Origin of the sequence: Burkholderia sp. LAS2, from assembly GCF_018417615.1 — a bacterium.
GTDB lineage: Bacteria > Pseudomonadota > Gammaproteobacteria > Burkholderiales > Burkholderiaceae > Burkholderia > Burkholderia sola.
On record NZ_CP071053.1, the window covers coordinates 333,082 to 352,444 of the forward strand.

A 19,363-nucleotide genomic window follows, 5' to 3' on the forward strand; every position below is an offset into this window, starting at 1 on the left:
CGATCGTAGCAAGCCGAATCGGAACCGTTGCCCCGGTTCAGCCGGGGCAACGCGCGAAAAAAGTCCGGTGGCGGCGTCGCCCGCGGTCGCCGTCGTTTCCTAGAAGGGTTCGCCGGTTTTCGCGCACCCGTTCTTCCGGATAATGGCCGGCAGCCACGCGGTGAACGGCCCATCGTCCACCGCGGACAACAACAAACCGGAGACACCCGCCTTGATCGCCACGCTTCCCGCCACCTACCGCCGGCTCTGGCCGCTCGCCATCGCGGCTGCGCTCCTGTACGGGCTGTCGCTCGCCGCCGCGCCCTATCCGGGCCAGGCCGCCGCGAAGGCCGCGATGGGCATCCTGCTGCTCGCGGCGGGCGGCACCTGCGGCGCGGCGCGCGAACGCGCGTGGCTGTGCGCGGCACTCGCGACGGCCGTGCTCGGCGACGTGCTGCTCGCGTTGCCCGACTGGCCACTGTCGTTCGTGTTCGGCCTCGGCGCGTTCCTGCTCACGCACCTGTGTTATTGCGCGATTTTCTTCCGGTGGCGCGCGCGGCCGCGTGGCTGGCGCATCGTTGCGCTCGTCGGGCTGTGGATCGCCGCGCCGGCGTTCTACGTGGCGTTCTTCCCGCACCTCGGCGAGCTGCTGGCGCCGGTCGCCGTCTATATGCTCGTGCTGTGCGCGATGGCGAGCTTCGCGCTCGCCGCCCGCACGCACGGCCCGCTGGTCGCGACCGGCAGCCTGATCTTCGTCGGCTCGGACACGCTGATCGGCGTCGGCCGGTTCCTCGGCGGTTTTCCGGGCATCGACTATCTGATCTGGGGCCTTTATGCGCTCGCGCAGGTCACGATCGTGGCCGGGGTTTTCCATGAGACGGCCGCTCGATCGATCCGTCCCTGATACCGTTTCAAACAGGCCGCCGCGCGCCGGCGGCTTGATCGCCAGCGCCTCCCGCCCTGCCGACGGCCTTTTCCGCGCATCCCGCATGGCGGAAACGGGACCGTTCCAAACCCCGCTCAGCCTTTCCCCGCTTGATTTCCTGCCCTTAGAGCGTCGCTTCTAGCCTCTTGCGGTTTCCGGGTTCACCCACTATCGTTACATCAACCAATGTAACATTAAAAAATGAGCCAGATCGGAGACACCCGGATGAATGCTCGCACGTTGCCTTTCGGTCCACCCGGCCCTGACGGCCGGGATGAAGCCATCGACATCGCCATCATCGGCACCGGCTTCGCCGGCCTCGGGATGGCGATCCGCCTGAAACAAACCGGCGTGACCGACTTCGTCGTCCTCGAGAAGGCCGCGTCGGTCGGCGGCACGTGGCGCGACAATCATTACCCCGGGTGCGCATGCGACGTGCAATCGCACGTCTATTCGTTCTCGTTCGCGCCGAACCCGCGCTGGACCCGCATGTTCGCGCCGCAGCCGGAGATCCGCACGTATCTGGAAGACTGCGTGCAGCGCTTCGGCGTCGGCCCGCACCTGCGGCTGAATCACGAGTTGCAGCGCGCCGAGTACGACGAAGCCGCGCAACGCTGGCGCCTCACGTTCGCGAACGGCAAGCGGCTGTCGGCGCGCGTGCTGGTGTCCGGGATGGGCGGGCTGTCGCGCGCCGCACTGCCGGCGATTCCCGGTGTCGAGACCTTCAAGGGCCGCGCATTCCATTCGCAACAGTGGGATCACGACTACCCGCTCGAAGGCAAGCGCGTCGCGGTGATCGGCACCGGCGCGAGCGCGATCCAGTTCGTGCCGCAGATCGCGCCGCGCGTGAAGTCGCTCGCGCTGTTCCAGCGCACGCCGCCGTGGATCATGCCGAAGCCCGACCGCAACCTGACCGGCGTCGAGAAATGGCTGTTCCGCACGCTGCCGTTCACGCAGAAGGTCGTGCGCAGCGGCATCTACTGGATGCTCGAATCGCGCGTGCTCGGCTTCGCGATCCATCCGTCGCTGATGAAGAACGTGCAGAAGCTCGCGCTGCGTCACATCCGCAAGCAGATTCCCGATCCGGCACTGCGCAAGGCCGTCACGCCGAACTACACGCTCGGCTGCAAGCGCGTGCTGATCTCGAACGACTACTACCCGGCGCTGTCGCGCAAGAACGTCGACGTGATCACGACCGGCATCGATCGCATCGAAGCCGACGCGGTCGTGACGACCGACGGCAAGCGTCATGAAGTCGACTGCCTGATCTACGGCACCGGCTTCCAGGTGGCCGACCCGTATCCGCGCGGCGCGATCATCGGCCGCGGCGGCCTCGACATCGTCGATGCGTGGCGCGACGGCGCGCACGCGTATCTCGGCACGACGCTGCCCGGCTACCCGAACTTCTTCATGATCGTCGGCCCGAACACGGGCCTCGGCCACAACTCGATGGTGTTCATGATCGAGTCGCAGATCGAATACATCCTCGGCGCGCTGCAGGCGATGCGCCGCGAGCGCGCGGAGGCGATCGAGGTACGCCCGCTCGTCGAGGCGCAGTACAACGACGACCTGCAGGGCAAGCTGAAGAAGGCGATCTGGTCGACGGGCGGCTGCAAGAGCTGGTACCTCGACCCGCGCACCGGCAAGAACACGACGCTGTGGCCGGGCTTCACGTGGCGCTTCCGCCAGGCCACCGCGCAGTTCTCGATCGCCGATTACCACGCGTATCGCGCACCGCACGACACGACCGCGCGGCCCGCCGCCGCGCCGGCCGCTTCCGCTTCCACGTCCGCCGAAGCGGCCTGAGCCAGACAAGGAGCCATCGACATGAGAGATTTCGCCAACAAGGTCGCCGCGATCACGGGTGCCGGCTCGGGCATGGGCCGCGCACTCGCGATCCAGCTCGCGCAGGCCGGCTGCCACGTGTCGCTCGCCGACAAGAACGGCGTCGGCCTCGCCGAAACCGAACGAATCGTCGGTGCGATCGCGCCGAACGTGCGCGTATCGACGCGCGTGCTCGACGTCGGCGATCGCGACGCGATGTTCGCGTGGGCCGACGACACCGCGAAGGCGCACGGCAAGGTCAACCTGATCTTCAACAACGCGGGCGTCGCGCTGTCGAGCACGATCGAAGGGATGGACTACAGCGATCTCGAGTGGATCGTCAACATCAACTTCTGGGGCGTCGTGCACGGCACGAAGGCGTTCCTGCCGCACCTGAAGGCATCGGGCGACGGCCACGTGATCAACACGTCGAGCATCTTCGGGATCTTCGCGCAGCCGGGCATGAGCGGCTACAACGCGACCAAGTTCGCGGTGCGCGGCTTCACCGAATCGCTGCGCCAGGAACTCGACATGATGAAGTGCGGCGTGTCGGCCACCTGCGTGCATCCGGGCGGCATCCGCACGAACATCGCGCAGTCGAGCCGCGTCGCGAAGAACATGGTCGGCTTCATCGTCGAGAGCGAACAGCAAGGCAAGGACAGCTTCGAGAAGTTCTTCATCACGACCGCCGACGACGCCGCGCGCACGATCCTCGCCGGCGTGCGCAAGAACAAGCGCCGCGTGCTGATCGGCCGCGACGCGAAGGGCGCGGACTGGATGGCGCGCCTCCTGCCGGCCGCGTACCAGGCGCTCGTCGTGCTCGCGACGCGCCGCGAGGCCGCGAAAGCCCGCCGTGCCGCACGCGGCACGCCGGCACCGGTGCACGCCACCTACAACAATGCAGGCAATCAGGGAGAACAATCATGACGACACCGAACATGATGCCCGTGCGGCGCGACATCCGTTTCGCGCTGCCGCCCGAACGCGCGAAGGACTGGCATGTGCAGGGCGTGCCGGTCACGCACTTCATGAATGCGCTGTCGCTGCTGTTCCCGGCCGGCGAACGCTTCTTCATGGATTCGGTGCGCCACTACCGCGACCGGATCGAGGATCCCGAGCTGAAGAAGCAGGTCATCGGCTTCATCGGGCAGGAAGCGATGCACACGCGCGAGCACATCGAATACAACGATCTGCTGCAGGCGTCAGGCCTGCCCGCGCACAAGCTCGACAAGCGTCTGTGGACGATCCTCGGCTGGTTCAAGAAAGTGCTGCCGCACTCGATGCAGCTGGCGATCACGATCGCGCTCGAACACTACACGGCGATCCTCGCGAACCAGTTGCTGTCGGGCCACGAGCACCGGATCGACGGCTCGGTCGAGGGCTACCAGCAGATGTGGATGTGGCACGCGATGGAGGAAACCGAGCACAAGGCGGTGTCCTACGACGTGTGGCGCACCGTGATGAAGCCGGGCCTCGGCAGCTACCTGCTGCGCACCGGCACGATGCTGACGACGACGGTATTCTTCTGGGCGATCGTGTTCGACTTCCACGTGCGGCTGATGCGCGCGCACCGTCGCGAACACGGCAAGTTCGACGGCATGTGGCGCCTCGTGAAGTATCTGTACAGCCCGAAGAACGGCGTGTTCCCGAGCATCGCGCGCGAATGGCTCGACTACTTCCGCCCGGGCTTCCACCCGTGGGATCACGACAACCATCAGTACCTGCAGGAGCTCGACACGCTGCTCGATAACATCGACGCGACCAACGCGCGCTATGCGGCGCAAGCCGCCCCGCGCCGCGTGCCGCTGCATTCGGTAGCGCAGGCATGACGCGATCGCGCGCTCACGAGATGCTGACCGTCCGGTCCGGCGACGTGAAACTCGCCGTCTACGTCAGCGGGTCGCGTCGCGCGCCGCCGCTGATCCTCGTGCATGGCTACCCGGACTCGGCGACCGTGTGGGCGCCGATCCGCGCGCGGCTCGCGAAGCGCTACCGCGTGATCGCGTACGACGTGCGCGGCGCCGGCGCATCCGATGCGCCGCGCCGCCGTGCCGACTACACGCTCGAACGGCTCGCCGGCGACCTGAAAGCGGTGGCCGACGCGACCTGCGGCGGCCGGCCGTTCCACCTGGTCGGCCACGACTGGGGCTCGATCCAGTGCTGGGAGGCCGTGACCGACCCCGCGTTCCGCGGCCGCATCGCGTCGTACACGTCGATCTCCGGCCCGTGTCTCGATCACGTGTTCCGCGCGAAGATGCGGCTCAAGCAGAGCCTGAAGTCGTGGTACATCGGGTTCTTCCATCTGCCGCTCGTGCCGTCGCTGGTATGGCGGCTCGGCGGCGCCGCGCTGTGGCCGCGCTGGCTGCAGCTCACCGAACGCGTGCGCGCCGAGCGCGATCCCGTGCAACTGAAGAACGCGCTGAACGGGATGCAGATGTACCGCGCGAACTTCCTTGCCCGGGCCCGCAAGCCGCGTGAGCGGTACGCGCAGGCGCCGGTGCAGATTCTCGTTCCGCTGCGCGACCGCTACGTGACGCCCGAGATGTCGGTCGACCTCGACCGCTGGCTCGGCGAGCACGTGCGCGAGGAAATCGACGGCACGCACTGGATCGTGCTGCGCCATCCGGACATGATCGCGTCGCGGATCGACCGGTTCGCGGCCGCGCATGAACGGCCCGCGGTTGCCGCCGCGTCGGCAGCGGCGCCGGCCACGAGAACGGGAGCCGCGGATCAGCGCAGCGGCGGCAGTCGCTCGAACAGCGTTTCGTAGTCGATCACGAGCCCGTCGTCGTCGATGTCCATCTCCGCGGTGAAATCCCGGAAGATCCCTTCGTAGCGGTAGCGGCGGCCCGGTTCGATGCACGCATAAGCCTGCTTGACCGGCATGACCTTCAGATCCGGCGTCGAGATGTACGCGACGTCGAGCGGCCGCCGCTCGCCGCGCGCGAGCCCGAGGCGGCCGATCGGCAGCGAATTCGTGAACGGCGTCGCGGCGATGTCGATATCGATGCAGCCGTCGAGCTCGTGCAGTTCGCGGCCTGAGCCGTCACGCCAGTGCCCAGCCCCGTCGCCACGCAGTTCGAGCGTGCCGCCGCCCATCACCTTGAGCACCGCGTAGGTCACGCGCCATTGCAGATCGCATTCGACGCGATACGCGAGCCCGTACGCGCGGCCATACCGCTGGCCGACCACCGCGCTTTCGACGACGATGCCGGATTCACTCCGGTCGAACGTCAGATGTTCGACTCCGTCGCCTTCGAGCGACGCCCAACGTACTTCGCGCATCGTTCCACCTCCTTGGTATCCCGCGTCGGGGCATCGTCACACAAATCGTCGCTATCCGGAATGCCGCCGTCGATTGAGTCCAGCTCGGCGGCCCGGTCGCTAGAGCGTTGAAACTGACGCGCATGGGTCCCCCCTCGGCAACCCCGCGTGCACGCGAAAGCAATAGCGATGGCGCAAATTTGATATCGAATCGCCAGAATCTCGCGAAAACGCTAACAACACATCCCGAGTACGCGCACCGCACCTCGCGATGCCCCGCTTCAGGGCATCGACCACAAATCCTGACTATCCGGAATTCCCTATTCCGGTGCATCGCAGCATGTCCTATGCTCGCGGCTCATCCTGTTCCGCCGCGATCATGCCTACTGCCCGCCCCGCTTCGCCGTCGATCGACCTGCGCATCCTGCTGCGCGGCATCGGGCAGATCGTGCTGCAGGCGAATGCGCTCACCGGGTCGCTGCTGCTCGCCGCGCTCGCGCTGAACGACCTGCGGCTCGCATGCGCGGCGCTGGTCGGCTCTGCCGCCGCCAGCATGACGGCCGTGCTGGCCGGCGCCGAACGCCGCGACGTCGAACAGGGGCTGCACGGCTTCAACGGCGCGCTCGCGGCGCTGATCGCCGTATTGTTCGCGCCCCATCAACTCGCCGCCGTCGCGCTGGTGCCGCTGGTCGCGATCGGCGCGGCGCTCGTGCAACGCGCGATGCGGGCGTCGCTCGCCCGCTGGCGCCAGTGCCCGTATTCGAGCCCGTGCCTGGTCGTCACCGCGCTGTGGCTGCCGTTTGTCGCGTTGCAGCATGCGGACGGCGCGACCGCCGCCCCGGTGCCGACACTCGCTTCCGCAACCGGCGCGCTGTTGTCGGGCGTTGCTCAGACCACCTTCGCGCAAGGCGCATGGGCCGGCGCGCTGGTCGTCGCCGCCCTCGCCGTCGCGTCACGCCGCGCGGCCGCGTTCGCGCTCGGCGGCGCGATCGCGTCGACCGTGCTGCTGATCGCGCTCGGCGCAAGCGACGCGTCGTTCGCCGGCGGCCTGCTCGGCTTCAACGGCGCGCTCGCCGCACTCGCGCTGATGTCGCGCGGGCCGCGTGCGGCGCTCGCGGCCGCCGCACTCGCCGCGCTGATCCAGTGGCTCGCGATGCGCGCGGGCATCTCGGTGTTTACAGCCCCGTTCGCGCTCGCGGCGTGGGTGACCGTAGTCGTCGCGCGCCGCCTCACCCTCGGAGCACCCGATGTCATTCGCACACCGTCCTGACGCCGTGAAGCCCGGCGGCCCGATCTCCGACGCCGAACGCAGGCTGCGCGTCGACCTCGCCGCCGCGTACCGGCTCGTCGCGCTGAACGGCTGGGACGACCTGATCTACACGCATCTATCCGCGACCGTGCCCGGCGAGCCCGGCCACTTCCTGATCAACCCGTTCGGCCTCACGTTCGACGAGGTACGCGCATCGAACCTCGTGAAGATCGACCTCGCCGGCAACCGGATCGGCGACAGCGAGCACGCGGTCAACGTGACCGGCTTTGCACTGCATGCGGCCGTGCACGCCGCGCGCGCCGATGCCGTCTGCGTGATGCACCTGCACAATACGGCCGGCATCGCCGTGTCGATCCAGCGCGACGGGCTGTTGCCGGCGTCGCAGCACGCGTTGCGCTTTCACGGCGATCTTGCGTACCACGACTACGAAGCGCTCGCGTTCTCGCCGGCCGAAGGCGCACGGCTGACCGCGAACCTCGGCGCGAAATCCGCGATGCTGCTGCGCAACCACGGCACGCTGACGGTCGGCCGGACCGTCGCCGAAGCGTACGTGCTGATGGATACGCTGATCAAGGCGTGCGACATCCAGGTGCGCGCGCAAGCTGGCGGCGGGCCGCTCGTGCTGCCGGAGCCGGCCATCGCCGAGCGCACCGCCGAACAGTTGCGCGACGGCGGCGCGATCGAAGGCGAACTGGAATGGCCGGCGCTGCTGCGCCGGCTCGACCGGATCGATCCGTCTTATCGCGACTGACCGCGCATCCGCACCCGACCGAATCGTCCATCGTCAATCGTTCAATCCCAACCGGAGCCTGTGTCATGCCGACTTTCAATATCCAGCTGTTCGAAGGCCGCACCGTCGAGCAGAAGCGCGCATTCGTCGAAGCAATCACGCGTGTCACGTGCGACACGCTCGGCTGCACGCCGGGCTCGGTCGACATCATCCTGACCGACGTGAAGAAGGAGAACTGGGCGACGGCAGGGAAGCTGTGGAGCGACGAGCGCTGAGCACCGACGGCGGCGTCGCGTCGGCGCCGTCCGCTCTGTGCTGAGCCCTGCACTGAGCCCTGCACCGCAGCGCCTGCGACGCGTGCCGCACGCCGGCGCCTCCACTCGCCTCCGTTGTGCGCCCGCACATCGCTTTGTCACGCAATCGGCGCATAATGCCGAACAGACGCAGCAGCCAATGGCCACCCGACGGAGACCGCCATGGAAGCGAAGAACGAGGAAGTCGTCGCACACCTGCTCTCCGATGTCGTCGAATTCGCGCGCGCTCGTCTGCCCGACGCCACGTTCCGGATCGTCGAACCCTTCCTGCGTCATTACTACGATTTCGTCGATGCCGACGATCTGCAGAGCCGCGGCATCGCCGACCTGTACGGCGCCGCGATGGCGCACTGGCAGACCGCCCAGAAATTCGTGCCCGGCAGCGAACGCCTGCGCGTGTACAACCCGATCCTCGAACAGCACGGCTGGCATTCCGACCACACGGTGATCGAGATCGTCAACGACGACATGCCGTTCCTGGTCGACTCGGTGACGATGGCCATCAACCGTCTCGGGCTCGCGCTGCACTCGGCGCTGCATCCGGTGTTCCGCATCTGGCGCGGCGCCGGCGGCGGCATCGAGCGCGTCGACGCGGGCGGTGCGACGTCCGGCGACGGCCAGTCGCAACTCGCGTCGTTCATCCATTTCGAAGTCGACCGCTGCGGCGACGCCGCGCTGCTCGACACGCTGCGCGAGGACATCGCGCGCGTGCTCGGCGACGTGCGCGCGTCGGTCGAGGACTGGCCGAAGATCGTCGACATCGCCCGCGCGACGATCAAGGAGATGAAGGCGCGCGAATCGACCGCGGAGGACATCGAGGCGCGCGCGTTCCTCGAATGGATGGCCGCCGATCACTTCACGTTCCTCGGTCAGCGCGACTACGCGCTCGTATCGGACGGCACGGGCTTCGGCCTGCGCGGCATCGAGGGCTCGGGCTTCGGGATCCTGCGCGAATCGCTGCGCACGTCCGGCGCCGCCGACGTGACGCCGCTGCCGCCGGCCGCCGCCGACATCATCACCGGCGCCTGGCCGATCTTCGTGACCAAGGCGAATTCGCGCGCGACGGTGCACCGGCCCGGCTACCTCGACTACGTCGGCGTGAAACTCGTCGGCGCCGACGGCAAGGTCACCGGCGAGCGCCGCTTCATCGGGCTCTACACATCGACCGCCTATTTCGGTTCGTACACCGAGATTCCGATCGTGCGCCGCAAGTGCGCGAACATCGTGCGGCGCGCGGGCTTTTTGCCGAAAGGGCATCTCGGCAAGTCGCTCGTGACGGTGCTCGAAACCTATCCGCGCGACGAACTGTTCCAGGCCGACGAAGACCGGCTCTACGACATCGCGCTCGGCATCCTGCGCCTGCAGGAACACCAGCGCACGCGACTGTTCGTGCGGCGCGACCGGTTCGACCGCTTCGTGTCGTGCCTCGTGTTCGTGCCGCGCGACAAGTACAACACCGACCTGCGCCGCCGCATCGCGAAGCTGCTGGTCGACGCGTACAACGGCGTGAACGTCGAATTCACGCCGCTGCTGTCGGAATCGGCGCTCGCCCGCATTCACTTCGTCGTGCATGCGGAACCGGGCACGATGCCCGACGTCGACACGCGCGAACTCGAAACGCGGCTCGTGCAGGTCACGCGCCGCTGGCAGGACGATCTCGCCGACGCGCTGCTCGACGCATTCGGCGAAGAACAAGGCAACCGCCTGCTGCAGCGCTATGCCGATTCATTCCCGGCAGGCTATCGCGACGACTATCCGGCGCGCACGGCCGTGCGCGACATCGAGCTGATCGAGCGCGTGAAGGACTCGGGCCAGCTCGCGATGAACCTGTACCGGCCGATCGAGGCCGAGCCGCGCGCGTTCCGCTTCAAGGTGTATCGCGCGGGCGACCCGATCGCGCTGTCGCGCAGCCTGCCGATGCTCGAACATCTCGGCGTGCGCGTCGACGAGGAGCGGCCATACCGGATCCAGACGCAGGACGCCGCGCACGCGTGGGTACACGATTTCGGGCTGGAACTCGCCGACGATACCGAGTTCGACATCGAGCGCGTGAAAGGCCTGTTCGAAGATGCGTTCGACCGGATCTGGAGCGGCCGGATCGAGAACGACGACTTCAACCGCCTCGTGCTGCGCGCGCACCTGAGCGCGCGCGAGGTCACGATCCTGCGCGCGTATGCGAAATATCTGCGGCAGGTCGGCTCGACCTTCAGCGACGCGTATATCGAACGCGCGCTGACCGGCAATCCGGCGATCGCGCGGCAACTCGTCGAGCTGTTCCTGCTGCGCTTCGATCCGCGCATCGGCGACACGCGCGACGTGCAGGCCGAACGGCTGCTGAAGGCGATCGAAGGCGCGCTCGACCAGGTGCCGAACCTCGACGAGGATCGCATCCTGCGCCAGTTCCTCGGCGTGATCAACGCGACCGAGCGCACGAACTACTTCCTCGCGGACGCGAACGGCGAATCGAAGCCGTACCTGTCGTTCAAGTTCAATCCGGCGAAGGTGCCCGGCCTGCCCGAACCGAAGCCGATGTTCGAGATCTGGGTGTATTCGCCGCGCGTCGAGGGCGTGCACCTTCGCGGCGGGCGCGTCGCGCGCGGCGGCCTGCGCTGGTCGGATCGCCGCGAGGATTTCCGCACCGAGGTGCTCGGGCTGATGAAGGCGCAGATGGTGAAGAACGTCGTGATCGTGCCGGTCGGCTCGAAAGGCGGCTTCGTCGTGAAGAACCCGCCGCCGCAGAGCGATCGCGAAGCGTGGATGCGCGAAGGCATCGCGTGCTACCAGACGTTCCTGCGCGGGCTGCTCGACCTCACCGACAACCTCGCCGGCAACGCGATCGTGCCGCCGCCCGACGTGGTGCGCCACGACGCCGACGATCCGTACCTGGTCGTCGCCGCCGACAAGGGCACGGCCACCTTCTCCGACTATGCGAACGCGATCTCGCACGAATACGGCTTCTGGCTCGACGACGCGTTCGCGTCCGGCGGCTCGGTCGGCTACGACCACAAGAAGATGGCGATCACCGCGCGCGGTGCGTGGGAATCGGTGAAGCGGCACTTCCGCGAGATGGGCATCGACACGCAGGCGACCGATTTCACCGTGGTCGGCGTCGGCGACATGTCGGGCGACGTGTTCGGCAACGGGATGCTGCTGTCGCCGCATATCCGGCTCGTCGCCGCGTTCGATCACCGGCACGTGTTCCTCGACCCGAACCCCGACCCGGCAACGAGCTTCGCGGAGCGCCAGCGGATGTTCGCGCTCGAACGCTCGAGCTGGGCCGACTACGATACGTCGGTGATTTCGCCGGGCGGCGGCGTGTATCCGCGCACCGCGAAGACGATCCCGCTGTCGCCGGCCGTGCAGTCCGCGCTCGGCATCGACGCGCACGCGCTGCCGCCCACCGAGCTGATCCGCGCGATCCTGCAGGCGCCGGTCGACCTGCTGTACAACGGCGGCATCGGCACCTACGTGAAGGCCGCGCGCGAAACGCACACGCAAGTCGGCGACCGCGCGAACGACGCGGTGCGCGTGAACGGCGCGGACCTGCGCTGCAAGGTCGTCGGCGAAGGCGGCAATCTCGGCTGCACGCAGTTCGGCCGCATCGAATTCGCGCAGCGCGGCGGCCGCATCAATACCGACGCGATCGACAACTCGGCCGGCGTCGATTGTTCGGATCACGAAGTCAACATCAAGATCCTGCTCGGACTCGTGGTGTCCGACGGCGAGATGACCGAGAAGCAGCGCAACGCGCTGCTCGCCGAGATGACCGACGAAGTCGGGCTGCTCGTGCTGCGCGACAACTACTACCAGACGCAGGCGCTGTCGATCGCCGGCCGCTATGCGGTCGAACTGCTCGACGCCGAGGCGCGCCTGATGCGCTGGCTCGAGCGCGCGGGCCGCCTGAACCGCGTGATCGAGTTCCTGCCGACCGACGACGAAGTCGCCGAGCGGCAGGCCGCGAAGCTCGGCCTCACGTCGCCGGAGCGCGCGGTGCTGCTCGCGTACAGCAAGATGTGGCTCTACGACGCGCTGCTCGAATCCGACGTGCCCGAGGATCCGCTGGTGGCCGCGATGCTCGTCGACTACTTCCCGAAGCCGCTGCAACAGCGCTTCAGCGAGCCGATGCGCCGCCATCCGCTGCGCCGCGAGATTCTCGCGACGCATCTGACGAACGCGCTCGTGAACCGCGTCGGCTGCGCGTTCGTGCACCGGCTGATGGAGGAAACCGACGCGCAGCCCGGCGACATCGTGCGCGCGTGCATCATGGCGCGCGACGTGTTCGACCTCGATGCGGTGTGGCGCGATATCGACGCGCTCGACAATCGCGTCGCCGACGACGTGCAGGCGCGCATGTTCGTCGACGTCGCGCGGCTGCTGGAGCGCGCGGCGCTGTGGTTCCTGCGGCATCTGCAGTCCGGCGCGGTGGCCGACGGCGGCGTCGCCGGATTGATCGCGCGCTGCCGCGACGCGGTGCAGCGCATCGCGCCGCAACTGCCGTCGCTGCTGCCGGCCGACGATCTGGAAGCGCTGTCCGAGCGGCAGCGCGTGCTGGTCGACGCCGGCGTCGACAGCGCGCTCGCGGTACGCGTCGCAAGCGGCGACATCTCGGCCGCGCTGCTCGACATCGCCGAAGTGGCGGCGACCTGCAATCGCAGCCTCGAACTCGTCGCGGGCGTCTATTTCTCGCTCGGCACGCTGCTCAATTACGGGTGGATCGGCGAACGCGCGGCGAACCTGCCGACGCCGACGCACTGGGACATGCTCGCGCGCGCCGCCGCGCTCGCGGAAGTCGCGCGGCTCAAGCGCACGCTCGCGACGAGCGCGCTCGCGGAATCGCCGGATTCGACCACGCCGGACACGATCGTCGGCGCGTGGCGCGTGCGCCGCGAGGCCGCGCTCGCGCGTTACGAGCACCTGCTCGCGGATCTACGCGCATCCGGCGGCACGAGCCTCGCGGTGCTGCTCGTGGTCGTGCGGGAAATGGCCGTGCTCGAACGCGCGTGACGAAGGCGACGGGTCAGACCGTCGCGACGAGCAATTCTTCCGCGCGGTTCGGCGGCCGCAGGCCGTCCATGCGATCGACGAAATAACGGCGCGTCAGCTCGGCGGCCGACACGTGTTCGGCCTTCGCAAAACCGGCCTCCCGTGCAAGCGCCTGGATCTGTTCCGGCATGAAGAAGCTGATGAACGGCGTGCCGCTCGCCCGCGCGCCCTTCGCGGCCATTTCCAGCCCGGGGCGCACGTCCGGATCCGCATTTTCCAGCGGCAGCAGGAACGTCATCGCGAACGTCGAACCGGGCGCGAGCGACGCGACTTCGCGCAGCGCGGCCGCATTCGCTTCGCGCGTCAGGTACATGCTGACGCCGGTGGACACCACGACCGCCGGCTGGCCCGCATCGAAGCCCGCGCCGACGAGCGCGTCGCGCCACGACTGCTCCGCCTCGAAATCGACCGGCACGAAACGCAGCCAGTCGGGCACGCCGAAGCCGAGTTCGGCCAGGCGGCGCTGCTTCCAGCGTTGCGGCGCCGGCGGGTCGACTTCGAACACGGTCACGCGCGATGCCATGTCCGGCCGGCGCTGCACGAAGCTGTCGAGCCCCGCGCCGAGGATCACGTACTGGCTCACGCCGCGCGCCGCCTGTTCGGCCACGAGATCCTCGATGAAGCGCGCCCGCGCGACGATCGACGCGCGAAACGGCCGCGTGAACTGCGGATCCATGTCGCCGCGCTGCTGCCAGCCGGGCGCCGGCGCGAGCAATTGCAACCCGATTGCGTCGGCGAGCACGTGCGGCGGCGCGTCGAGTTCGACGTGCAGCGCACGCCACAGCGCGACGCGCGCGGCCGTGCTGGCGGGCGCATCGTCTTCGCGGATAACCGTCATATCGACCTCACGCGAGCTGCTTGCCCGGCGCCTGCAGGCGCCACACGCGACCGTCCGGATCGCGCACGGTCATGTCGCGCGTCCCCCAGTGCGTATCCTCGAACGGCGCGACGACATCGACGATCGGCCGCGGCTGCACCGCCTGCTCGTCGGCGACCTTGATCACGACCTGCATGTCGGGCTTTTCGCTCGGCGGCGCTTCGGCGATGAACAGGAACGGGCCGTCGCCGCTGCGCAACTGGCCCGACTGGTGATCGGTTTCGAATTCCAGCGTGAAGCCCAGCGCCTGGAAGAACTTCGCCGACTTGCCCCGGTTGTGCGTGGTCAGATACACGGCTTCGATTCGCTCGGATGACATGTCACTCCTCCTGGTTGGACGGTCCCGCGCCGGGCGGCGGCGCGGCCAGGTACGCGCGCAACGCGTCGGCCACCAGCGCGGACAGCGATTGCTCCGTTTCGATGGCGCGATGCTTGACCTGCCGGATCAGGGAGAGCGGCAGGTACACGTTGAATTGCTTCACTTCTTCGTCGGTCATGGGACTAGTATGCTAGCAATCTAGCAAAAGTCAAATGCGGATGCGGTGAAACGACTGGAATGAATCGGCGCGCGGCCCGCGAGCAGGCCGCTTGCAGTGCCTCGTATGTCCGCGTTACCGCGCAACTCGCGCCGCGAGCCGCGCGAACAGCGCGTCGAGATCGAATCCCGCCGTATTGACGCCGATCGTGTCGCGCAGGCACGCGGCCCAGTCGGCTGCTGTGTCGAACGTGACCGTGCGCCCGGCGCCCGCCGCGTCGCGCAGCGTCAGCACGGTGTTGACCAGCGCCGCGCGGCCGTCCGGCAGCACGCGGCACGCGATCAGGTCGTTCACGAAGATCGATTCGGGATACGTCGACGTGAACCAGTTCGCGGCGTCGTAATCGATCCATTCGGCCGGCTTCAGCGAGAAGCGGTAGGTCGTGTGCCAGCCGTCGGGGATCTCGAACTGCATGTCGAATTCGCCGTGGACCGGCGCATCGACCACGCGAAACGCGCCATGCGGCGTCAATTGCCGCTCGCCCGGCGCGAAGCGCAGCGGCGCGGTCAGCGTCGCGCTGCCGAAGCCGATGTCCGCGAGCCACGCCGCGCCGTCGAGGTCGATGCGCAGCAGCATGTGCGTCTGCGCGGTGACGATCTCGGGCGGCCGCATCCAGCGCACGCGCGCGATCAGCGGCGTCACGCGGAAACCGATCGTCGTGAGCGCGGTGTAGAACAGCTTGTTGAGTTCGAAGCAGTAGCCGCCGCGGCGGCGCTTGATCACCTTGTCGACGATCGCGGGCAGGTCGAGCGCGACGCGCGTGCCGGTCAGCGGATTGAGGTTTTCGAACGGAATCGCCTGCGGGTGCAGCAGATGCAGCCGGCGCAGCACGTCGAGCGTCGGCTCGGCCGGGCCGTCGTAGCCGATGCGGGAAAAATAGCGCGAGAGGTCGAACGAGTCAGTCATGAACCGGCACCGATGAAAGGGACCCGCCACGATAGCATCGCGCGAAATCCCCATGTTGTGCGGGCCTATCGTTCGTGGCCGGCGTGCGCGATGATGGCCACGCATCGCCGCCGCACCCGCACGACGTTACGGCAGCAGCTTCAGTGCGGACGACGCGACCGACGGCACCGAAATGCCCTGGCTCGTCGCGAACTGCACGGCCTGGCTGAGCGTCGCGGCAAGCGACTGCAACTGGCCCGGCGCGCTTTGCGCGATATACGTCGCGGCCTGCATGTTCTGCGGATTCAGGCCCGACTGCAGCAGCGACGCCGCGCTCGTCGAACCGAGATTGCCGAGCCCCGACTGCAGTTGCGAATACTGCGTGAGCCCCTGCCCGAGCGAGGCGAGGCCGTTGCTGAACGCCTGCTTGTCGATCGGCCCGTGCGTGGCGCCGCCGCTCGCGAACGCCTGGCCGAGCGCCTGCGACACCGATTGCTGCGCGCCGCCCATCTGCGACAGCGTGGCCGGCGACAGCGCATCGCCGCCGGATAACTGGCTCGCGGCCTGCTGCGCCTGCCCGGCCGCCCCGGTCAGGCCCATCGCCGATGCGAGCGACGACTGGCCGCTCAGCACCTGCTGGTTCGCGCCGACATAGGCCTGCAGCAACTGCGCGACACCGCCCTGCGCCGGCGCTGCCGCCTGCTGCTGCCCGCCGCCGAGCAGCGACGCGCCGATCGACTGCAGGTCGAGCTGCGCGTGTGCGGCGCCGCTCGCCAGGATGCCGAACGCGATGCCTGCCGAGGCCAGATGCCGGCCCGTCGCGCGAATGTGCTTCATGTTTTTCCCTCGTGCCCGAATGGTCGAGGCGATATTGTCGAAGCGCGTCGCGCGCCGCCGCAACGACTGAAACACATCGAAACGAAATCACCGCGCGCCGCCGCTTGCAATTCCGCGGCCGGCGACCGTCGTCGCGCCGATTCGTCCATGTTTGCGGTGCGATGTGATGCGCGTACCGGCATTCTTTCTCCGGTTGCGTCAATGGACGCAGGCTCCGGCGTGCGCAGGCAGCGCGCCGAAACACCTCCACGGGCGCGTTTCGTGTCGAGCGATGCCAAGCAAAACGGGCAGCGCATCGCCGCCCGCTTCGTCATGCGGCCACTACCGCCCGCCACTGCCTGCCGGCGACGCCGTTACGCTGCCATCCACGCCGGCAACCGCTGGTTGACCCAGTCGGCCGCCTGCTCGTAGCCGTGCGCAAGCTGCAGCACGGCGAGATCGGCGCGCGGACGCCCGATCAGCTGCATCCCCATCGGCAATCCCGCGTCGTTGAAGCCGACCGGCACGTTGATCACCGGGCAGCCGGCCAGCGTCCACGGCACGACCGTTTCCATCCAGCGATGGTAGGTGTCCATCGCGCGGCCCGCGATCTCCTTCGGCCAGCGCTGGTCGACGTCGAACGGAAACACCTGCGCGGTCGGCGCCGCGATGAAGTCGTAACGGTCGAAGAAACTCAGCACCGCCTGATGCCACGCGGTCCGTTCGACGCTCGCGTCGAACATCGCCGCGCCCTGCATCGCGAGCAGCCCCTCGACCTCGTAGATCGCCTCGGGCTTCAGCAGCGCGCGCCGCGCCGGGTCGCGATAGTGCGCGAGCAGCCCGCCACCCGACAGCAAGTGCCGGTGCGTGAGCCACAGACGCCAGATCCGGTCGGGCGCGAACGCCGGCAGCGCCGCATCGACGTCGCAGCCGATCTCGCGCAGCGTCGCCAGCCCGCGCTCGCACTGCGCGAGCACGCCGGCCTCGGTCGCGAGATAGCCGTTCCAGTCGCCAACCCACGCGACGCGCTTGCCGCGCAGGTCCGCGTCGAGCGGCTGCGCGAACACGGCCGGATCTTCCGCGAGCGACAGCGGATCGTTGCGGTCGTAGCCGGCCTGGATCGCGAGCAGTTGCGCGACGTCGCCGACGGTGCGGCCCATCGGCCCTTCGATGCCGAGCTGCTGCATGAACACGTCGACGCCCGGCCAGCGCGGCACGCGGCCCTGCGACGGACGCAAGCCGACGATGTTGCAGAACGCGGCCGGATTGCGCAGCGACCCGCCGAAATCGCTGCCGTCCGCCACCGGCAGCATCCGCGACGCGAGCGCCGCCGCCGTGCCACCGCTGCTGCCGCCCGCGCTCTTCGTCAGGTCGTACGGGTTGCGCGTCGCGCCGTAGACCTCGTTGAACGTGTGCGAACCGAGCCCGAACTCGGGCGTATTGGTCTTGCCGATGAAGATCGCGCCGGCCGTGCGCATCCGCGCGACGCCGACGGAATCGGCCTGCGGCACGTTCTCGCGGAAAATCGGCGAGCCGTAGGTCGTCCGCAGCCCCTTCGTCATCGCCAGATCCTTCGGCGCCTGCGGGATCCCGTGCAGCCAGCCGCGATAGTCGCCGCGCGCCAGCTCCGCATCCTTTTCCGCGGCTTCCGCCAGCAGCGCGTCGCGGTCGCGCAGCGCGACGATCGCGTTGACCGCGCCGTTCACGCGCTCGATATGGTCGAGATACGCACGCATCGTCTCGACGCACGAAACCGCCTTGCTGCGGATCGCCGACGCAAGCTCGCCGGCCGACAGGCGCACGACCGGATCGACGGGAATGGAAGCGGGAGCGAGAAACTGCGGGGCGCCGTGCGGCATGCGGGGTCTCCTGGGAAGCGGTATCGGATGGCGCGCCGCCCGGCGGCGGCCGCCGCTCTACTCTACGCGACGCGATCCGGGCGACCTCCGATATTTTGCGGCGCAATTCATTGCGGATTCGACTGAATCGCGATGCTTCGGACAGCCGGCGACGACCGGGCGGGGCCGGCGTCGCCGCTCGCTGCCGTTTATGCGCATAAACTTAAATTTCTTATATTTTTAATCGGTGCGTCACAGGACCGCGCACGTTAACGACATTTTTATACGGCCGACCGATCTCTTTAGATCGCTTCGTCCGGCCGCCCGCTACGCTGGAAGCACTTCGTTTCCGGGTTCATCGTCCATGCTCAAGCTGCTGGTTCCGGTCGGCCATTCGCCCCGCTCGCTTCAGGCAGTTCGTCACGCGACGTTCCTGTATCGCGAGCGCTGCGCGTCGGAGGTCGTGCTGATCAATGTGCAGGCGCCGTTGGAATCGACGCGGCTCGAGGCCTATCACCCGCTGTCGCGGCTGCGCGCGATCGAGACACGATTCGCGACCGACGATCTCGCGATGGCCGAGCGGATCCTGCGCGATGCGGACGTGAAATTCAGCGTCGTAATGAAGGTCGGCCCGGTCGCCGATACGATCGCGGCCGTGGCGGCCGAGACCGGGTGCGACGAGATCGTCGTCGCCGCGCCGAGACGCGATCCGCTGCACGCGCTGATGTCGGTGTTCCGGCGCAGCGTGATGGCGCGGCTGGTGCGAATTTCGAACGTGCCGGTGACGGCGGTGCAATGACGGAAAGGCGCGTCACGCGTGCGCATCGTGCGCACGCTGTCGCGCAGCGCTTATTTGATGGCCTTGCGCCAGAACACGAAATAGGCGGCCGCCGAAGACGCCAGCAGCAGGATCGCCCACATCGGGGCAAGACTGATCAGGACGGAAGAGACGTTCAACATTTGGATTCCTCACTATTTCGACAGCGATATTCAACACCTGCGTGCTTGCCGGACCTGACGCGTTGACCCTGCGTCGCGTTTCGTCAAATCATGCATTCATGC

17 protein-coding genes are annotated in these 19,363 nt (G+C 68.0%); 10 read left to right on the forward strand and 7 right to left on the reverse strand.

The window, feature by feature from the left end:
* Positions 1–211: 211 nt before the first annotated feature.
* From JYG37_RS21805 to JYG37_RS21825, 5 genes are all read left to right on the forward strand, one after another.
* A complete protein-coding gene (locus JYG37_RS21805) occupies positions 212–883 on the forward strand; it encodes a lysoplasmalogenase (protein WP_050012098.1) in 672 nt (223 codons plus the stop codon).
* A 246-nt stretch (positions 884–1,129) separates the two neighbouring features.
* Positions 1,130–2,710 carry a flavin-containing monooxygenase gene (locus JYG37_RS21810; RefSeq protein WP_050011892.1) on the forward strand — a complete coding sequence of 527 codons (1,581 nt, stop codon included), beginning with the start codon at positions 1,130–1,132 and terminating at the stop codon, positions 2,708–2,710.
* 21 nt (positions 2,711–2,731) lie between these two features.
* Positions 2,732–3,655, forward strand: coding sequence for an SDR family NAD(P)-dependent oxidoreductase (locus JYG37_RS21815; protein WP_050011893.1), 924 nt, complete (start codon positions 2,732–2,734; stop codon positions 3,653–3,655).
* Positions 3,652–4,557 carry a metal-dependent hydrolase gene (locus JYG37_RS21820; RefSeq protein WP_050011894.1) on the forward strand — a complete coding sequence of 302 codons (906 nt, stop codon included), beginning with the start codon at positions 3,652–3,654 and terminating at the stop codon, positions 4,555–4,557. The genes JYG37_RS21815 and JYG37_RS21820 overlap by 4 nt, the downstream gene beginning before the upstream one ends.
* On the forward strand, positions 4,554–5,498 hold the full coding sequence (locus JYG37_RS21825; protein WP_089489481.1) for an alpha/beta fold hydrolase: 945 nt from the start codon (positions 4,554–4,556) through the stop codon (positions 5,496–5,498). The genes JYG37_RS21820 and JYG37_RS21825 overlap by 4 nt, the downstream gene beginning before the upstream one ends.
* Here the strand turns inward: JYG37_RS21825 and JYG37_RS21830 are convergent.
* Positions 5,459–6,013, reverse strand: coding sequence for a putative glycolipid-binding domain-containing protein (locus JYG37_RS21830; protein WP_050011896.1), 555 nt, complete (start codon positions 6,011–6,013; stop codon positions 5,459–5,461). The genes JYG37_RS21825 and JYG37_RS21830 overlap by 40 nt on opposite strands.
* A gap of 358 nt (positions 6,014–6,371) precedes the next feature.
* Here JYG37_RS21830 and JYG37_RS21835 point away from each other — a divergent pair, with 358 nt between their 5' ends.
* The 4 genes from JYG37_RS21835 (at position 6,372) to JYG37_RS21850 (ending at position 13,310) form a co-directional block, all read left to right on the forward strand.
* Positions 6,372–7,262 carry an urea transporter gene (locus JYG37_RS21835; RefSeq protein ID WP_213346379.1) on the forward strand — a complete coding sequence of 297 codons (891 nt, stop codon included), beginning with the start codon at positions 6,372–6,374 and terminating at the stop codon, positions 7,260–7,262.
* Positions 7,240–8,013: a class II aldolase/adducin family protein gene (locus tag JYG37_RS21840; protein WP_050011898.1), complete on the forward strand. Its 774-nt coding sequence runs from the start codon at positions 7,240–7,242 to the stop codon at positions 8,011–8,013. Before JYG37_RS21835 ends, JYG37_RS21840 begins: the two co-directional genes overlap by 23 nt.
* Before the next feature lie 65 nt (positions 8,014–8,078).
* Positions 8,079–8,267: a 4-oxalocrotonate tautomerase gene (locus JYG37_RS21845; protein WP_050011899.1), complete on the forward strand. Its 189-nt coding sequence runs from the start codon at positions 8,079–8,081 to the stop codon at positions 8,265–8,267.
* Positions 8,268–8,468: 201 nt separating this feature from the next.
* Entirely contained in the window at positions 8,469–13,310 is a 4,842-nt protein-coding gene (locus JYG37_RS21850) for an NAD-glutamate dehydrogenase (protein ID WP_124630746.1), read from the forward strand.
* Between the two features lie 13 nt (positions 13,311–13,323).
* Here the strand turns inward: JYG37_RS21850 and JYG37_RS21855 are convergent, their stop codons facing one another.
* The 6 genes from JYG37_RS21855 to JYG37_RS21880 all read right to left on the reverse strand — a co-directional run bounded on the left by JYG37_RS21855 (position 13,324) and on the right by JYG37_RS21880 (position 18,322).
* Entirely contained in the window at positions 13,324–14,187 is an 864-nt protein-coding gene (locus tag JYG37_RS21855) for a class I SAM-dependent methyltransferase (RefSeq protein WP_213346381.1), read from the reverse strand.
* Between the two features lie 7 nt (positions 14,188–14,194).
* Positions 14,195–14,545 carry a VOC family protein gene (locus tag JYG37_RS21860; RefSeq protein WP_213346382.1) on the reverse strand — a complete coding sequence of 117 codons (351 nt, stop codon included), beginning with the start codon at positions 14,543–14,545 and terminating at the stop codon, positions 14,195–14,197.
* Position 14,546: 1 nt separating this feature from the next.
* A complete protein-coding gene (locus JYG37_RS21865; protein ID WP_050011903.1) occupies positions 14,547–14,723 on the reverse strand; it encodes a ribbon-helix-helix domain-containing protein in 177 nt (58 codons plus the stop codon).
* A gap of 114 nt (positions 14,724–14,837) precedes the next feature.
* Positions 14,838–15,668, reverse strand: coding sequence for an arylamine N-acetyltransferase family protein (locus JYG37_RS21870; protein WP_213346383.1), 831 nt, complete (start codon positions 15,666–15,668; stop codon positions 14,838–14,840).
* Between the two features lie 126 nt (positions 15,669–15,794).
* A complete protein-coding gene (locus JYG37_RS21875; RefSeq protein ID WP_124630743.1) occupies positions 15,795–16,484 on the reverse strand; it encodes a hypothetical protein in 690 nt (229 codons plus the stop codon).
* Positions 16,485–16,837: 353 nt separating this feature from the next.
* Positions 16,838–18,322 (reverse strand): amidase, encoded by a 1,485-nt coding sequence (locus JYG37_RS21880; protein WP_213346384.1) that lies wholly within the window; start codon positions 18,320–18,322, stop codon positions 16,838–16,840.
* 343 nt (positions 18,323–18,665) lie between these two features.
* Here JYG37_RS21880 and JYG37_RS21885 point away from each other — a divergent pair, with 343 nt between their 5' ends.
* Positions 18,666–19,100, forward strand: a complete 435-nt coding sequence (locus JYG37_RS21885; protein ID WP_050011906.1) for a universal stress protein — start codon at positions 18,666–18,668, stop codon at positions 19,098–19,100.
* The last annotated feature ends 263 nt before the right edge of the window (positions 19,101–19,363 follow it).

Coding starts and splice junctions, on each gene's coding strand:
- JYG37_RS21810 (WP_050011892.1), top strand. CDS start 1,130: ATGAATGCTCGCACGTTGCCTTTCGGTCCACCCGGCCCTGACGGCCGG.
- JYG37_RS21815 (WP_050011893.1), top strand. CDS start 2,732: ATGAGAGATTTCGCCAACAAGGTCGCCGCGATCACGGGTGCCGGCTCG.
- JYG37_RS21820 (WP_050011894.1), top strand. CDS start 3,652: ATGACGACACCGAACATGATGCCCGTGCGGCGCGACATCCGTTTCGCG.
- JYG37_RS21825 (WP_089489481.1), top strand. CDS start 4,554: ATGACGCGATCGCGCGCTCACGAGATGCTGACCGTCCGGTCCGGCGAC.
- JYG37_RS21830 (WP_050011896.1), bottom strand. CDS start 6,013: ATGCGCGAAGTACGTTGGGCGTCGCTCGAAGGCGACGGAGTCGAACAT.
- JYG37_RS21835 (WP_213346379.1), top strand. CDS start 6,372: ATGCCTACTGCCCGCCCCGCTTCGCCGTCGATCGACCTGCGCATCCTG.
- JYG37_RS21840 (WP_050011898.1), top strand. CDS start 7,240: ATGTCATTCGCACACCGTCCTGACGCCGTGAAGCCCGGCGGCCCGATC.
- JYG37_RS21845 (WP_050011899.1), top strand. CDS start 8,079: ATGCCGACTTTCAATATCCAGCTGTTCGAAGGCCGCACCGTCGAGCAG.
- JYG37_RS21850 (WP_124630746.1), top strand. CDS start 8,469: ATGGAAGCGAAGAACGAGGAAGTCGTCGCACACCTGCTCTCCGATGTC.
- JYG37_RS21855 (WP_213346381.1), bottom strand. CDS start 14,187: ATGACGGTTATCCGCGAAGACGATGCGCCCGCCAGCACGGCCGCGCGC.
- JYG37_RS21860 (WP_213346382.1), bottom strand. CDS start 14,545: ATGTCATCCGAGCGAATCGAAGCCGTGTATCTGACCACGCACAACCGG.
- JYG37_RS21865 (WP_050011903.1), bottom strand. CDS start 14,723: ATGACCGACGAAGAAGTGAAGCAATTCAACGTGTACCTGCCGCTCTCC.
- JYG37_RS21870 (WP_213346383.1), bottom strand. CDS start 15,668: ATGACTGACTCGTTCGACCTCTCGCGCTATTTTTCCCGCATCGGCTAC.
- JYG37_RS21875 (WP_124630743.1), bottom strand. CDS start 16,484: ATGAAGCACATTCGCGCGACGGGCCGGCATCTGGCCTCGGCAGGCATC.
- JYG37_RS21880 (WP_213346384.1), bottom strand. CDS start 18,322: ATGCCGCACGGCGCCCCGCAGTTTCTCGCTCCCGCTTCCATTCCCGTC.
- JYG37_RS21885 (WP_050011906.1), top strand. CDS start 18,666: ATGCTCAAGCTGCTGGTTCCGGTCGGCCATTCGCCCCGCTCGCTTCAG.